This is a genomic window from Microbacterium oryzae, from assembly GCF_009735645.1.
GTDB classification, from domain to species: Bacteria; Actinomycetota; Actinomycetes; order Actinomycetales; family Microbacteriaceae; genus Microbacterium; species Microbacterium oryzae.
Map to the genome: position 1 here is coordinate 471,115 of NZ_CP032550.1, position 15,217 is coordinate 486,331.

General features: G+C 71.7%; 13 protein-coding genes. 9 read left to right on the plus strand and 4 right to left on the minus strand.

What is annotated here, in order from left to right; all coding sequences use genetic code 11:
• Window positions 1-39: 39 nt before the first annotated feature.
• Both D7D94_RS02105 and D7D94_RS02110 read left to right on the plus strand, forming a co-directional pair.
• The gene (locus D7D94_RS02105; protein ID WP_246171845.1) at window positions 40-723 is read left to right on the plus strand and encodes an alanine racemase; all 684 of its coding nucleotides are present in this window, start codon (window positions 40-42) and stop codon (window positions 721-723) included.
• Window positions 720-1,754 carry an alanine racemase gene (locus tag D7D94_RS02110; RefSeq protein ID WP_156241008.1) on the plus strand — a complete coding sequence of 345 codons (1,035 nt, stop codon included), beginning with the start codon at window positions 720-722 and terminating at the stop codon, window positions 1,752-1,754. Before D7D94_RS02105 ends, D7D94_RS02110 begins: the two co-directional genes overlap by 4 nt.
• A gap of 92 nt (window positions 1,755-1,846) precedes the next feature.
• Here D7D94_RS02110 and D7D94_RS02115 read toward each other — a convergent pair whose 3' ends face one another.
• On the minus strand, window positions 1,847-2,062 hold the full coding sequence (locus D7D94_RS02115; RefSeq protein ID WP_156241009.1) for a DUF7455 domain-containing protein: 216 nt from the start codon (window positions 2,060-2,062) through the stop codon (window positions 1,847-1,849).
• A gap of 202 nt (window positions 2,063-2,264) precedes the next feature.
• Here D7D94_RS02115 and D7D94_RS02120 point away from each other — a divergent pair, with 202 nt between their 5' ends.
• Window positions 2,265-4,346, plus strand: a complete 2,082-nt coding sequence (locus tag D7D94_RS02120) for a DNA gyrase/topoisomerase IV subunit B (protein ID WP_156241010.1) — start codon at window positions 2,265-2,267, stop codon at window positions 4,344-4,346.
• 209 nt (window positions 4,347-4,555) lie between these two features.
• Here D7D94_RS02120 and D7D94_RS02125 read toward each other — a convergent pair whose 3' ends face one another.
• The gene (locus D7D94_RS02125; RefSeq protein WP_246171846.1) at window positions 4,556-7,003 is read right to left on the minus strand and encodes a DNA gyrase/topoisomerase IV subunit A; all 2,448 of its coding nucleotides are present in this window, start codon (window positions 7,001-7,003) and stop codon (window positions 4,556-4,558) included.
• A gap of 96 nt (window positions 7,004-7,099) precedes the next feature.
• On the opposite strand from D7D94_RS02125, the gene D7D94_RS02130 reads away from it, so the two are divergent.
• Window positions 7,100-8,224, plus strand: a complete 1,125-nt coding sequence (locus D7D94_RS02130; RefSeq protein ID WP_156241011.1) for an alkaline phosphatase family protein — start codon at window positions 7,100-7,102, stop codon at window positions 8,222-8,224.
• A 78-nt stretch (window positions 8,225-8,302) separates the two neighbouring features.
• Here D7D94_RS02130 and sepH read toward each other — a convergent pair whose 3' ends face one another.
• Window positions 8,303-9,310: a septation protein SepH gene (gene sepH / locus D7D94_RS02135; protein WP_156241012.1), complete on the minus strand. Its 1,008-nt coding sequence runs from the start codon at window positions 9,308-9,310 to the stop codon at window positions 8,303-8,305.
• A 230-nt stretch (window positions 9,311-9,540) separates the two neighbouring features.
• Here sepH and D7D94_RS02140 point away from each other — a divergent pair, with 230 nt between their 5' ends.
• Complete coding sequence (locus D7D94_RS02140) at window positions 9,541-9,837, plus strand: DUF4193 domain-containing protein (RefSeq protein WP_156241013.1); 297 nt, start codon at window positions 9,541-9,543, stop codon at window positions 9,835-9,837.
• Here D7D94_RS02140 and D7D94_RS02145 read toward each other — a convergent pair.
• Entirely contained in the window at window positions 9,812-10,315 is a 504-nt protein-coding gene (locus D7D94_RS02145) for a DUF3093 domain-containing protein (protein WP_156241014.1), read from the minus strand. The two genes, D7D94_RS02140 and D7D94_RS02145, sit on opposite strands and share 26 nt — an antisense overlap.
• 12 nt (window positions 10,316-10,327) lie before the next feature.
• Between D7D94_RS02145 and dut the strand changes: the two genes are divergently transcribed.
• The 4 genes from dut (at window position 10,328) to D7D94_RS02165 (ending at window position 15,142) form a co-directional block, all read left to right on the plus strand.
• Window positions 10,328-10,777 carry a dUTP diphosphatase gene (gene dut, locus D7D94_RS02150; RefSeq protein ID WP_173024221.1) on the plus strand — a complete coding sequence of 150 codons (450 nt, stop codon included), beginning with the start codon at window positions 10,328-10,330 and terminating at the stop codon, window positions 10,775-10,777.
• Window positions 10,774-11,382 (plus strand): DUF3710 domain-containing protein, encoded by a 609-nt coding sequence (locus D7D94_RS02155; protein ID WP_156241015.1) that lies wholly within the window; start codon window positions 10,774-10,776, stop codon window positions 11,380-11,382. Before dut ends, D7D94_RS02155 begins: the two co-directional genes overlap by 4 nt.
• The gene (locus D7D94_RS02160) at window positions 11,379-12,116 is read left to right on the plus strand and encodes a DUF3159 domain-containing protein (protein ID WP_246171847.1); all 738 of its coding nucleotides are present in this window, start codon (window positions 11,379-11,381) and stop codon (window positions 12,114-12,116) included. Before D7D94_RS02155 ends, D7D94_RS02160 begins: the two co-directional genes overlap by 4 nt.
• A gap of 167 nt (window positions 12,117-12,283) precedes the next feature.
• Window positions 12,284-15,142 (plus strand): aconitate hydratase, encoded by a 2,859-nt coding sequence (locus D7D94_RS02165; protein WP_156241016.1) that lies wholly within the window; start codon window positions 12,284-12,286, stop codon window positions 15,140-15,142.
• Window positions 15,143-15,217: the final 75 nt, after the last annotated feature.

The window sequence follows — 15,217 nt, forward strand, 5'->3', positions numbered from 1 at the left end:
TCCAGGTGGCTTGCGATGGGCCTGGCTAGTCTAGATCGGGTGACTTCGCAGCGCCTTCGGACCGCGGCGCCCCTCGGGCGCGTGTCGACCTCGGCCCTCGCCGCGAACCTGCAGGACGCCCCCGCCCAAGCCGTCGGCGACCTGCGTCGCGACGCCTGGGGGCATGGCCTCCTCACGGTCGCCCGCGCCCTGCGCGCAGCGGGCGTCGAGCGGGTGCGGGCGGATGGCCCGGATGTGGCGGTCGTCGAGGAGATCGGGCTCACCGCCACCGCCGACGAGCCGACGCTGGCGATGCCGCGCGTGCTGGGCCTTCCGGGCGCCGGCGGCGAGCCGGTGCTGTCGCTGGTCGCGCCCATCCTCTCGACCAAGCGCCTCCTCGCCGGCGAGGGCGTGTCGTACGGGTTCATTCACCGCGCGCCGGCCGACACGCGCGTCGCGCTCGTCCCCGGCGGCTACGCGCAGGGGGTCGTCCGCGCGCTCGGGAGTCGCGCGCACGTCGACGTCGACGGGCGCCGCTGCCCGATCGTCGGGCGCGTCGCGATGGACGTCTGCGTCGTCGACATCGGCGATGCGCCCGACGCGCAGCCGGGCGACGAGGTCGTGTACTTCGGCGCGGGCGCCGTCCGCGACGAGCTGGCCGAGTGGATGGCCGTCACCGGCCTGACGGGCGGCGAGCTCGCCTCGCGCATCGGCCTCGGCGTCGAGCGGGAGGTGGTCGCGTGAGCGAGCTGCGGATCGACCTGGGCCGGTTCCAGGCCAACGTGCGCGCGGTGGCGGAGCGGGTGGCGCCCGCCGACCTCCTCCTCGTCGTGAAGGACGACGCATACGGGCACGGCGTCGAGCGGATGGTCCCCGCCGCTGTCGACGCCGGCGCGCGCTGGCTGGGCGCGATCGACCTCTCCTCGGCGAGCCGCGCGAAGGCGATCGCGGGCGACCGGGCGCGCGTGTTCTGCTGGCAGACGGCGGGCGTCGACGAGATCGTCGCCGCCCTCGACGCGGAGCTCGAGCTCGGCGTGGGAGACGCCGACTACCTCGAGCGCGTGGCGACGATCGCCGCCGAGCGGCGGGAGCCGGCCCTCGTGCACCTGAAGATCGACACCGGTCTGCACCGGAACGGCGTGCGGCGAGAGGACTGGCCGGAGTTCGTCGCGCGCGCGGCCGAGCTGGAGGACGCGGGCGCCCTGCGCGTGGCCGGGATCTGGAGCCACATCGCCGAGGCCAGCGACGCCGAGGACGACGACGCGCGCGCGGTGTTCGACGACGCGGTCGCCGTCGCGCGTGCCGCGGGTCTCGATCCCGACGTGCGGCACCTCGCCGCCAGCGCGGCGGGCTGGCATCGGGCGGAGTTCCGCTGCGACCTCGTGCGGGTCGGCGCGTTCTGCTACGGCATCCGCTCGGCCGACGGTCCCGAGATCCCCGGCATCGCCCCCGCCGCGACGCTCGTGACCGAGGTCGTCGCCGTGCACGACGGCGGCGTGGAGCTCGGTATCGGCTGGCTCGACGGCCTGTTCTCGACGCTGGCGGGGCGGATGGCCGTGGGCACGCCGGCCGGGCCGCGCGCGCTGCGCGAGATCCGCGAGACGACCGCCGTGGCCGACGCCTGGGAGGGCGCGACCGTCGGCGACGAGGTGCGCGTGTTCGGGCCGGGCGACGCGGGCGAGAGCACCGCGACCACGATCGCCGAGGCCATCGGCACCGTGGGCGAGGAGCCGCTGCTGCGCGTCTCCCCGCTCATCCCGCGCGTCACCGTCTGACCCGACCCCACCCACCCGACTCGACCCCGGCCATCCGCCGGGGAACGACGAAGCGCCCGCCCCCGGAGGGACGGGCGCTTCGGAAGCCGGTATCAGTCCGCCTGGTCGAGGCGGGCCGTCTCGTCGAGCCACGAGGTGGCGACGGCGCGCAGCTTCTCCTCGTACTTGCGGCCGTGGTGGGCGCAGTAGAGCAGCTGGCTTCCGTTCACCTCAGCGGCGATGTAGGCCTGTGCACCGCAGCTGTCGCAGCGGTCGGCCGCCGTGAGACGGTAGGAGACAGGGGCTTCGGTCGTGGATGTCGCGGTCATGGTCTGCCTCCCTGTTCGAACCTGTCGAGGAGTCTCGACGCTTCCGATTCACTGTATGAAACCATGCGGGGCTCCGAATCATGCCCGGATGGCGGCAGTTTCGCTCTGCGCGTACGCGATCCTCAGGAACGGAACCGCCGCCATCCGGCACGGGGGAGTGTCGCGGCGTCCGCACAGGCGGTCGAAAGTATGATCGAAGACCGTGACCTCCGAGTACTCCGCCCATCATCTCCAGGTGCTGGAAGGCCTCGAGGCCGTCCGCAAGCGTCCCGGCATGTACATCGGGTCGAACGGATCGCCCGGCCTCATGCACTGCCTGTGGGAGATCATCGACAACGCGGTCGATGAGGCCGTCGCGGGCAACGGCACGCGCATCGACGTGATCCTGCATGCCGACGGCAGCGTCGAGGTGCAGGACCGGGGCCGCGGTGTGCCCGTCGACGTCGAGCCGCGCACCGGCCTGTCCGGCGTGGAGGTCGTCTACACGAAGCTGCACGCGGGCGGGAAGTTCGGCGGCGGATCGTACGCCGCGTCGGGCGGTCTGCACGGCGTGGGCGCCTCGGTCGTGAACGCCCTGTCGGAGCGGCTGGACGTCGAGGTCGACCGCGGCGGCAAGACCTGGGCGATGTCGTTCCACCGCGGCGAGCCCGGCCGCTTCGCCGACCAGGGCGAGCCGAGCCCGGACGCGCCCTTCTCGCCGTTCGAGGAGCGCAGCGAGCTGCAGGTCGTGGGCAAGGTCGCGCGCGGGGTCACAGGCACGCGCGTGCGCTACTGGGCGGACCGGCAGATCTTCACGAAGGACGCCGCGTTCCAGGTCGAGGAGCTCGTCACCCGCGCGCGGCAGACCGCGTTCCTCGTGCCCGGTCTCGAGATCGTCATCCGCGACGAGCGCGGCGAGGAGCCGAGCGAGACGTCGTACAAGTTCGACGGCGGCATCTCGGAGTTCGTGCACTTCCTCGCGACCGATGCGCCCGTCACCGACGACTGGCGCTTCCAGGGGTCCGGGTCGTTCACCGAGACCGTGCCGATGCTGCAGCCCGACGGCTCCATGCGCTCGACGGAGGTGCAGCGCGAGTGCACCGTCGACATCGCGCTGCGCTGGGGGACCGGCTACGACACGATCATCCGCTCGTTCGTCAACATCATCGCCACGCCCAAGGGCGGCACGCACCAGCAGGGCTTCGAGCAGGAGCTGCTGAAGCAGATCCGCGCGGAAGTGGAGAAGAACGCGCGGCGGCTGAAGGTCGGCCAGAACGACAAGCTCGACAAGGACGATGTGCTCGCCGGGCTCACCGCGGTGCTCACCGTGTCGGTGCCCGAGCCGCAGTTCGAGGGCCAGACGAAGGAGGTCCTCGGCACGCCGGCGGTGCGCGCGATCGTGGCGAAGGTCGTCCGCGAGGGGCTGAAGGAGCGCTTCACCTCCACCCGGCGCGACGACAAGAACCAGACGTCGATGCTGCTCGACAAGGTCGTCGCGGAGATGAAGGCCCGCGTCTCGGCGCGCGCCCACAAGGAGACGCAGCGCCGGAAGAACGCGCTGGAGAGCTCGTCCCTGCCGGCGAAGCTCATCGACTGCCGGTCGAACGACGTGTCCAACTCCGAGCTGTTCATCGTCGAGGGCGACTCCGCGCTCGGCACCGCGCGGCGCGCGCGCGACAGCGAGTTCCAGGCGCTGCTGCCCATCCGCGGCAAGATCCTCAACACGCAGAAGGCGTCGATCGGCGACATGCTGTCGAACGCGGAGTGCGCGTCGATCATCCAGGTCATCGGCGCCGGCTCCGGGCGCACCTTCGACATCGACGCGGCGCGCTACGGCAAGGTCATCATGATGAGCGACGCGGATGTCGACGGCGCGCACATCCGCACCCTGCTGCTGACGCTGTTCTACCGCTACCTGCGCCCGCTCATCGAGCACGGGCGCGTGTACGCCGCGGTGCCGCCGCTGCATCGCGTGATCGTCATGCACCCGGGCTCGAAGCCGAACGAGACCATCTACACGTACTCCGACGGCGAGCTTAACAAGCTGCTCGCGCGGCTGCGCAAGCAGGGCAAGCGCTGGCAGGAGCCCATCCAGCGCTACAAGGGGCTCGGCGAGATGGACGCCGACCAGCTCGCGGAGACCACCATGCAGCGTGACGGCCGCCTGCTGCGCCGCGTGCGCATGGAGGACGCCGAGGCCGCCGGCCGCGTGTTCGAGATGCTGATGGGCAACGAGGTCGCCCCGCGCCGGGAGTTCATCATCGACTCCGCCGATCGCCTGGACCGCGAGGCGATCGACGTCTGACGCCCGGCGCGCACGGCGCCGGGCGCGGAGGCCGGAGCGGCGCCCTCCTGCTCGCCAGACGATGTCGTCTCACCGCGGAGACACGGTATTCGCCGGCTTTCGATGTCGCGCGGGTGGGACGACATCGTCTGGACGCTTCGCACGCCTCGCCGCACGCGGGCGCAACCCACCCCGAAGGCGCAACCCACCCCGAGGGCGCCCCCGCGGCGTCAGACCAGCGTGCGGCCGATCGACGACACCACCGCGTCGAGCGGCTGACCCGACGCGTCGCGCTTGGCGAGCGTCTGCGGCAGCTTCCGCACCGAGCCGGTCGCATCGACGGCGAGAGCCGGATCGGGGCCGACCCACGCGAGGGTGAGCCGGTCCTCGCCGCGGAGGAACCCGTGCGCGCGCACTCCGCCGGTCGCGCGGCCCTTCGCGGGGAACTCCGAGAAGTCCGAGATCTTCGCGCGCCCGATGTCGGCGCCCGCGATCATGCCCTCGGCGCCGGAGACCGTCACCACCACGGTGTCGTCGCCGGAGGCCGCGCCGAAGAAGAGCGCGGTGCCCTTCGCGCTCAGCTTGACCCCGGCCATCCCGCCCGCACTCGCCCCCTGCGGGCGCACCGTCGCGGCCGAGAACCGCAGCAGCTGCGCGTCGGTCGTGACGAACACGAGCTCCGCCTCGTCCGGCGCCGGGGCCGCGCCGACGACCTCGTCGCCGGGCTTGAGCGCGATGACCTCGATCTCGGGCTTCGCCGGCACCGTCGCCGGGACCACACGCTTCACGACGCCCTGCGCGGTGCCGAGGGCGATCGGCGTGGTGTCGTCGAGAGCGACGAGGGCGATGACGCGCTCGGACCGGTCGGTGAGCCCGATGTAGTCGTGCAGCTTCACGCCCACGCCCAGCTGCACCGAGCTCGCCGGCACCGACGGCAGGTCGACGGGATGGAACCGCACCAGCCGGCCGCGGTTCGTCAGCGCCCCCGCCTCGCCGCGCACCGTGGTCGACACGGTCGACAGGATGGCGTCGTGCTTGCTGCGGCGAGACGGTGCGGTCAGCTGCTGGCCCTCCGGGACTTCGACGCGCACGGCGCGGCCGGTCGTGGACAGCGCCACGAGCGTCGGGCCGTCGGCGATCTGCAGGTCGACGTCGGCGCTCTGCCGCGAGCGGGTGGCGGCGGGCTTGCCGTTCATGAGCAGCGTGCGGCGCGGCGTGCCGTACTTGTCCACGACGGCGTCGAGCTCGGCGGCGACCTGACGGCGCAGCAGGGCGTCCGAACCGAGCAGCTCCTCGAGGTACGCGATCTCGGCGAGCAGCTCGTCGCGCTCCTTCTCGAGCTCGATGCGCGAGAACTTCGTGAGGCGCCGCAGCCGCAGCTCGAGGATGTACTCGGCCTGCACGTCGTCGAGGTCGAACACCTGGCACAGGCGCGCGCGGGCCTGCTCGGAGTCGTCCGACGAGCGGATGACCTGGATCACCTCGTCGATGTCGAGGATGGCCACGAGGAGGCCGCGCACGAGGTGCAGCCGCTCCTGGCGGCGCGCGAGGCGGTAGCGGCTGCGCCGCGTGACGACCTCGATGCGGTGGTCGACGTAGACGCGGAGGAGCTCCACGAGGCCGAGCGTGTGAGGGCGCCCGCCGACGAGGGCGACGTTGTTGAAGTTGAAGGAGTCCTCGAGGGGCGTCAGCCGGTAGAGCCGCTCGAGCACCGCCTGCGGGTCGAAGCCGGTCTTCACGCCGATGACGATGCGCAGCCCGTTGTTGCGGTCGGTGAGGTCGGTGACGTCGCTGATGCCCTGCAGCTTCTTCGACTGGACGGCGTCCTTGAGCTTCTCGATGACGCGCTCGGGCCCGACCATGTACGGCAGCTCGGTGACGACGATGCCGGTGCGCCGCGGGCCGATCTGCTCGACGGAGACCTTGCCGCGCACCTTGATGGCGCCGCGCCCCGTCTCGTAGGCGTCGCGGATGCCGTCGAGCCCGACGACGATGCCGCCGGAGGGGAAGTCGGGGCCCGGCACGAACTCCATGAGCTGGTCGAGCGTGGCTTCGGGGTTCTCGATGAGGAAGTTCGCCGCCGCGACGACCTCGGTGAGGTTGTGCGGGGCCATGTTCGTGGCCATCCCGACCGCGATGCCGGTTGTGCCGTTCACGAGCAGGTTCGGATACGCGGCCGGCAGCACGTCGGGCTGCTGGAACTGCCCGTCGTAGTTGGGCACGAAGTCGACGACGTCCTCGCCGAGGTCCTCGGTCATCGCCATGGCTGCCGAGGCGAGGCGCGCCTCCGTGTAGCGGGCGGCGGCGGGGCCGTCGTCGAGGGAGCCGAAGTTGCCGTGGCCGTCGACGAGCGGCACGCGCAGGGCGAAGTCCTGCGCCAGGCGCACGAGGGCGTCGTAGATCGCGGTGTCGCCGTGGGGGTGGAGCTTTCCCATCACCTCGCCCACGACCCGGGCGCTCTTCACATGGCCGCGGTCGGGACGCAGGCCCATCTCCGCCATCTGGTAGAGGATGCGCCGCTGCACGGGCTTCAGTCCGTCGCGGGCGTCGGGGAGGGCTCGCGAGTAGATGACGGAGTACGCGTACTCGAGGTACGACCCCTGCATCTCCGACTCGAGGTCGATGTCCTCGATGCGCTCGTCGACCGATGCGGCGTCGGATGCCTGCTTGCGCGCCATTCAGCCCTCTCCTCGGGTGGGACGGAACTCCGGCCACCTGTCGTCGGCGCTGCGGGCGCGGAGGACGAGCGCCCCCGCTGTGGGAGACTGGCCCGGATGTCCCTCATCGTACCGTCGGGCCCTGCGAACGCCCGGAGCCTCACCGAGATCGCGGACGAGACGCTGCGCTCCCTCGACGGCACCGGCACCTGGCTCGCCTCCGTGACATCGGCGGTCGTCGTCGTCATCGACGGGCTCGGCGCCATCCAACTGCGCGCCCACGCCGGGCACGCGCGGCGCCTCGCGAGCGCGATGGCCAAGAAGGACGTCGCGCGCAGCGTCTTCCCCTCGACCACGGCCGCGGCGCTCACGAGCACGCTCACCGGGGCATGGCCGGGGGAGCACGGCCTCGCCGGCTACCGGGTTCTCGACCCCGCGCGCGGCCGTCTCGTCAACCAGCTCAACGGCTACGAGCGGGACGGGCTGGACCCCTCGACCTGGCAGCGCGCATCGACGGTGTTCGAACGCGCGGCAGCGCAGGGGCGCCCCGCGTTCGCGGTGGGACTCGCGGAATACGAGCGCAGCGGATTCACCGGCGCGGTGCTGCGCGGCGCGCGCTACGTGCCCGAGGACGCGGTCCGCGCGCGCCTCACCACGGCGTATGCCCTCGCGGCCGCCGAGCCCGGCTCGCTCGTCTACTGCTATCTGCCCGAGGCGGACAAGGCAGGCCACCGCCACGGCGTCTCCTCCGAGGCGTGGCTCGCCGCGCTCGAGGAGATCGACGCGGCCTTCGCCGCCGTGGTGCCCGCGGGCGTCGGAGTGCTCGTCACCGCCGACCACGGCATGGTCGACGTGCCGTCCCATCGGCACGTGCTGCTCCGCGAGGGCGACCCGCGCCTCGACGGCGTCGCCCACATCGGCGGAGAGCCGCGGATGCTGCACCTCTACCTCGACGATGGCGCGGACGCCGACGCCGTGGCGGCGACCTGGCGCGCGGAATCCGAGCGCACCGCTGACATCGCCACCCGCGAGGAGGCGGCCGCTGCGGGGCTCTTCGGCCCGGTGGAGGAGGCCGTGTCGCGCCGCGTCGGCGACGTGCTCGTCGCAGCGCGCGGCCTGTGGGCGTTCTACGACGACCGTCTCGCCGACAAGCGCCCGCAGCTCATGGTGGGCCAGCACGGCTCCACCACGCCGGAGGAGACGACCGTCCCGCTCATCCGGCTCGGCGCGTACGCACGCTGAGCGTCAGCGCACGTCCCAGCGTCAGCGCACGTCCCTCCGCCGGCCGAGCAGCGGATGGCCGCGCGGCCATCCGAGGGATCAGTCGTCCGCGCGCGCTCCGAAGACGATCTCGTCCCACGAGGGCATCGAGGTGCGACCGCGTCGGCGCGATCCGCCGGGCTCGGCGGGGTTCGCCTCGGGCTCCGAGCGGCGGCCGGACTCGCCGCCGTCGAGGATGGCCACGGGGGAGGCGGGCTCCTCCGCGGGGCTTTCCTCCGGCTCCATCACCGGCGCGCTCTCGCGCTGCCCGCGGCGGCGGCGCAGCGCCTCCAGCAGGTCGGCGGTCTCCGCATTGGGGGCGTCGGCGTTCGGCGCGTGCTTCGTCGCCGCCTCGCGCACCGAGGGGATGGCGCGGGTCATGCCGTCCGTCGCCCCCTCCTGCTCGGGCGTGCGGCGCGGGCCGAAGGCCGCCGCATCGAACCGGTCGTCGTCCGCCGTCTCGGCGGTGTCGAGCGCCCGCAGCCGCGGGATGAGGCCCTCGGGCATCGGCCCCTGCCGGGACAGCTGCGTCGCGTCTGCATTCAGGGGAGCCAGGGCGCTGCGGCGCGGATCGAAGCTCCATCGGGCGTCGTGGTCGACCTCGGCGGCCGTGAACTCGAGCTTGACGATCCAGCCGGTCTCGTCCTTCCAGCTCGTCCACCGCTCACCCGATGCCTGCAGATCGGCGAGCTTCGAGCGGATGGCCTCGCCGAACGTTGGGTTCTGGTCGCCCGTGAGATCGGCGCCCATGAGCACGGGAACCGAGAGCGCGCGGCCCACGATGTGCTCGCGCTCGGCGAGCACGGGGCTCTCGAATCGGCGGACGTCGGCCACGCTCGCGCCGAGGAGCTCGGCGACCTGCTCGGCGGTGAGACCGGCGCGGATGTGCTGCTGGATGTCGCGCGGACTCGCCGACGGCGGGCGCGGCTCCTCGCGGTGCGACGCGCGGTCGATGCGCCGCAGCTCGGAGCGCAGCAGGTCGTCGACGGGGAGCGTGAAGCGCTGCCCTGATTCGTTCGCGAGGACGAGCTTGCCGTCCTCGGTCCCCACGATCGTGAGCTGATCCATGCTCCTGCTCCTCACACGATGCCCATGGTGTCGTGCCATGCTTTCACGGGCACGGCGTCGGGGCTGGGAATACGGCGGGCGCGCCGCGGGTTTCATCGCGAGCACGGTGACCCGCAGCGAGCCGACGCGCTGAGCATTTGCGAAAGGCGCGGTCGTCGTGCAAACTATCGCCGCCCCGCCCGACGTCGGGGATCAGCAACACCCGATGACGAAAGAAGTGACGCCCTCAGATGGCAACCGACTACGACGCGCCGCGCAAGAGCGAAGACGACAACAACAACGAGTCGATCGAAGCGCTCAAGGCGCGCCGCCCCGACAACGCGGGCTCGATCGACTCGGAGGACGCTGACAACCCCTCGAGCTTCGACCTGCCCGGCGCCGACCTCTCCAACGTGGAGCTCGACGTCGTCGTGCTCCCGCCGCAGGATGACGAGTTCACCTGCATGAACTGCTTCCTCGTGAAGCACCGCTCGCAGCTCGACCACGACGGGGCCGACGGCCTCATCTGCCGCGACTGCGCTGCGTGATCTGCGCGCGCACCACGGCCGCCGCGAGGCGGTCGGGGGTGCGCGTGGAGATCGTCCACGATGTGACGGGGTCGTCGGGATCGATCACCGGGATGACCACCACCGGATCGATCCCGCCCCGCACGAGATACCAGCCCCGAGGATCGAGCCCCACGCCGCGCGCATTCCGCGCCTCCTCGCCGGAGAGCGCGACGGGCTCTCCGAGGTGCTCCACCTCGATCCGCGCCCGGCCCGCGTGCAGGCGGCCGTCGGCCACCGCCACGACGGGCGATGCGGCCAGGAGCAGGGCGATGAGCCCGACGGCGGCGGCCACGCCCAGCGCGAGCGAGATGGCGGGGTCGATGCGCACGAAGACGAGTGCGACCATCGGCGCGACGATCGCGGCGGCGCCGAGCAGCCAGAGCGAGGGCGAGAGCCGCTCGCGGTAGGTGGCGCCCTGTGCGGACGCGCGGTTCGGGGACGACACTGTGTTCTGCATTACCCTCGTTGCGTGACCGATATCGTGGACGTCCCCATTGTGGCATCCGAGACTCCGGCCTACGCGCATGCCGGCGACGCGGGAGCCGATCTCGTCGCCGGCGAGTCGCTGACTCTCGCGCCGGGAGAGCGCGCTCTGGTCGGCACCGGCGTGCGGATCGCCCTGCCCGAGGGATTCGCCGCGTTCGTCGTGCCGCGCAGCGGACTGGCCGCCAAGCACGGGATCACCATCGTGAACGCGCCCGGGACCGTCGACGCCGGCTATCGGGGCGAGATCAAGGTCGCCCTGCTCAACACCGATCAGCGCGAGCCGTACCGCATCGACGAGGGCGACCGCATCGCCCAGCTCATCGTGATGCCCGTGACGCGCGCGCGATTCACCCCGGTCGACGACCTGCCCGACTCCGCACGCGGGGCCGGCGGGTTCGGATCGACCGGCTACCAGACACGAGGAGTGGCATGAGCGACGAGTCCGTTCAGCACAGCGACGACACCGCACCCGCGGAGGCGCCCACGCGCAACCGCGCCGAGGAGGGGCCGTTCGACGAGAGCGAGGCGAACCCCGTCCGCCCGTACATCGATCTCGGCGGCGTCAAGATCCTGCCGCGCGAGGGTCTGAACCTCCGCCTGGAGGTCGAGGAGCAGTCCAAGCGCATCGTCGCGGTCGGACTGGATTACGCCGACTCCACGCTGCAGGTCCAGCCGTTCGCGGCGCCGCGTTCTACGGGCCTGTGGGACGAGACCCGCGACCAGATCCGCGACCAGGTGCGCCAGCAGGGCGGCCGCGTCGAGGAGCGCGAGGGTCCGCTGGGTGCCGAGCTGCTCGCCGAGGTGCCCGTCGTCGCCGGCGGCGGCGGCGCCGAGAAGCGACTCGCGCGCTTCATCGGGGTGGATGGCCCGCGCTGGTTCCTCCGCGGCGTGATCGGCGGGCGCGCGACGAGCGAGCCGGAGGCCGCGGCGCAGGTCGAGGACCTCTTCCGCTCCATCGTCGTCGTCCGCGGCGGCACCCCGATGCCCCCGCGCGACCTCATCCCGCTGAAGATGCCGCAGACCCCGGGCGCCGCGTGACCGGACCCGACGAGCACGCGAAGGGGGCGCCGCGCGCGTCGGACGCGCTCGGCGCCGCGCTCGGCGACGCCGCCCGTCGCATGGGTCTCGACCCCGCGCAGGAGCGGAGCGCCGGGCACGTGGTCTGGGGCGCGATGGGCGGATGGCGCGGCGTGCTGGAGTCGGTCCTGCCGAGTCTCGCCTTCGTCGTGCTGTTCACGCTGCGCCCCGATGCGCTCGGCCTGGCGCTCGGCGTCTCGGTCGGGCTCGCCGCGGTCTTCACCGTCGTGCGCCTCGTGCAGAAGTCCCCGCCGTCGGCCGCCTTGGGCGGCCTCATCGCCGCCGCTGCCGCGGCCGCGCTCGCCCTGTGGACCGGGCGCGGGGAGGACAACTTCATCCCCGGGTTCTTCACCAACGCGATCTACGGCTCGGCGCTGCTCGTCTCGGCGCTGGTCGGCTGGTCGCTCATCGGCCTGGCGGCCGGGTTCCTCATGAGCGAGGGCACCGCGTGGCGCGCCGATCCCCGCAAGCGGCGGGTGTTCTTCTGGCTCGCCATCGCGTGGTCGGCGCTCTTCTTCGCCCGGCTTGGCGTGCAGCTGCCCCTCTACTTCGCCGGCGACGTCACGGCGCTCGGCACCCTGAAGCTGGTGATGGGCCTGCCGCTGTTCGCCCCGCTGGTCGCGGTGACGTGGCTCGCGGTCCGAGCGCTCTACCGACCGGGCGACGAGCCGACGGACGCGCGCGCCGCTCGGTGAGCGCGGCGCCCCTCGTGGTAGATTTATCTCGACATCGAGATAAATCGCGCACTGCCGAGGCCCCTCGCCTCGCCCACGGCCGGTAAGGTCCGCCTTCCTAGCCGAACCGGTGAGACGGCGAGCAAGATGGGGGCGTAAGTGCGCGGTCGACCAGGAGGAGACAGCCCGTGTCAACGGTGAACAGCTTCGGTGCGCAGAGCACCCTGACGGTCGGCAGCACCGACTACGAGATCTTCCGCATCGACAAGGTCGCCGGGTACGAGAAGCTCCCGTTCAGCCTGAAGGTGCTGCTCGAGAACCTGCTCCGCACCGAGGACGGCGCGAACGTCACGAAGGAGCAGATCGAGGCCCTGGGCTCCTGGGATGCCTCGGCGCAGCCCAGCACGGAGATCCAGTTCACGCCCGCCCGCGTGGTCATGCAGGACTTCACGGGCGTGCCCTGCATCGTCGACCTCGCCACCATGCGCGAGGCCGTCACCGCGCTCGGCGGCGACCCCGACCGCATCAACCCGCTCTCGCCGGCCGAGATGGTCATCGACCACTCCGTCATCGCCGACCTCTTCGGCACCGAGAACGCGCTCGAGCGCAACGTCGAGATCGAGTACGAGCGCAACGGCGAGCGGTACCAGTTCCTCCGCTGGGGACAGACAGCATTCTCCGACTTCAAGGTCGTGCCGCCCGGAACCGGCATCGTGCACCAGGTGAACATCGAGCACCTCGCCAAGGTCGTCTACGACCGCGAGGCGGGCGGCGTCCTGCGCGCGTACCCCGACACCTGCGTCGGCACCGACTCGCACACCACCATGGTGAACGGCCTCGGCGTCCTCGGCTGGGGCGTCGGCGGCATCGAGGCCGAGGCGGCCATGCTCGGCCAGCCCGTCTCCATGCTCATCCCGCGCGTGGTCGGCTTCAAGCTCACCGGCGAGATCCCCGCCGGCGTCACGGCGACCGACGTCGTCCTCACCATCACCGACATGCTCCGCAAGCACGGCGTGGTGGGCAAGTTCGTCGAGTTCTACGGCGAGGGCGTGGCCTCCGTGCCGCTGGCCAACCGCGCCACGATCGGCAACATGAGCCCCGAGTTCGGCTCCACCGCCGCGATGTTCCCCGTCGACGACGTGACGCTCGACTACCTGCGCCTCACCGGCCGCGACGAGCAGACGGTGGCCCTCGTCGAGGCCTACGCCAAGGAGCAGCACCTCTGGCACGACCCCTCGCGCGAGCTCGTCTTCAGCGAGTACATGGAGCTCGACCTCGGCACGGTCGTCCCGTCCATCGCCGGCCCGAAGCGTCCGCAGGACCGCATCCTGCTCTCCGAGGCGAAGACGCAGTTCGAGCAGGACATCCTCAACTACGCCAACGTCACCGAGGAGGACTCGGTCGAGGTCGAGGGGACGTTCCCCGCGTCCGACCCCGGCACCGCTCCCGGCGTCGAGCGCGAGCACGTGTCGCCCGAGGGCGTGTCCTACCAGCACGAGCGCGAGCGCCCGGTGCTCGCCAGCGGCGCGCCGGAGGCCGTCTCGCAGCCGGTCCCCGTCACCACGCCCGACGGCGAGGAGTACATCCTCGACAACGGCGCCGTGACCCTCGCCGCGATCACCTCCTGCACCAACACCTCGAACCCGACCGTCATGGTCGCCGCGGGGCTGCTGGCGCGCAAGGCGCGCGAGAAGGGCCTCAAGCAGAAGCCCTGGGTGAAGACCACGCTCGGCCCCGGCTCCAAGGTCGTGACGGACTACTACGAGAAGTCCGGCCTCGACAAGGACCTCGAGGGCCTCGGCTTCTACACGGTCGGCTACGGCTGCACGATCTGCATCGGCAACTCGGGCCCCCTCATCGAGGAGGTCTCCGAGGCGATCAACGAGCACGACCTCGCCGTCACGGCCGTCCTCTCCGGCAACCGCAACTTCGAGGGCCGGATCAGCCCCGACGTGAAGATGAACTACCTCGCGAGCCCGCCGCTCGTCGTGGCGTACGCGTTGGCCGGGTCGATGCACTTCGACTTCGACACCGACGCGCTCGGTCAGGACGGCGACGGCAACGACGTCTTCCTGAAGGACATCTGGCCCTCCACCGACGAGGTCCAGGAGATCATCGACTCGTCGATCTCGCGCGAGCAGTTCATCAAGCAGTACGCGACCGTCTTCGACGGCGACGAGCGCTGGCAGAACCTGCCGACCCCGACCGGGCCGGTGTTCGAGTGGAACGACGACTCGACCTACGTGCGCAAGGCGCCGTACTTCGATGACATGACGATGGAGCTGACCCCCGTCGAGAACATCTCCGGCGCCCGGGTCCTCGCGACCCTCGGCGACTCGGTGACGACCGACCACATCAGCCCCGCCGGCAACATCAAGGCCGGCACCCCCGCCGCGCAGTACCTGACGGAGCACGGCGTCGCTCAGCGCGACTTCAACTCCTACGGCTCGCGCCGCGGCAACCACGAGGTGATGATCCGCGGCACGTTCGCGAACATCCGTCTGAAGAACCTCCTCGTGAGCGCCGTCAACGGCGGCCAGGTCGTCGAGGGCGGGTACACCCGCGACTTCACGCAGCCGGAGGGCCCGCAGTCGTTCATCTACGACGCGAGCCAGCACTACCAGGAGTCGGGCACGCCGCTGGTGATCTTCGGCGGCAAGGAGTACGGCTCGGGCTCGTCGCGCGACTGGGCGGCCAAGGGCACGAGCCTCCTCGGCGTCAAGGCGGTCATCACGGAGAGCTTCGAGCGCATCCACCGCTCGAACCTCATCGGGATGGGCGTCGTGCCGCTGCAGTTCCCGGAGGGCCAGAGCTGGGAGTCGCTCGGCCTCGACGGCACCGAGATCGTCTCGATCGAGGGCCTCGACCAGCTGAACGAGGGCGTCACCCCGGAGACCGTCAAGGTCACCGCGGCGCCCAGCGAGCACTCCGCGCCCGGCAAGGAGACCATCGAGTTCGACGCGGTCGTCCGCATCGACACCCCCGGTGAGGCGGACTACTACCGCAACGGCGGCATCCTGCAGTACGTGCTGCGCAGCCTCGTCTGACCTGCACTCCTCACACGACGGCCCCGGGATCATCCCGGGGTCGTCGTCGTCTGCGGGCCCGCTTCGCGCCCTCTC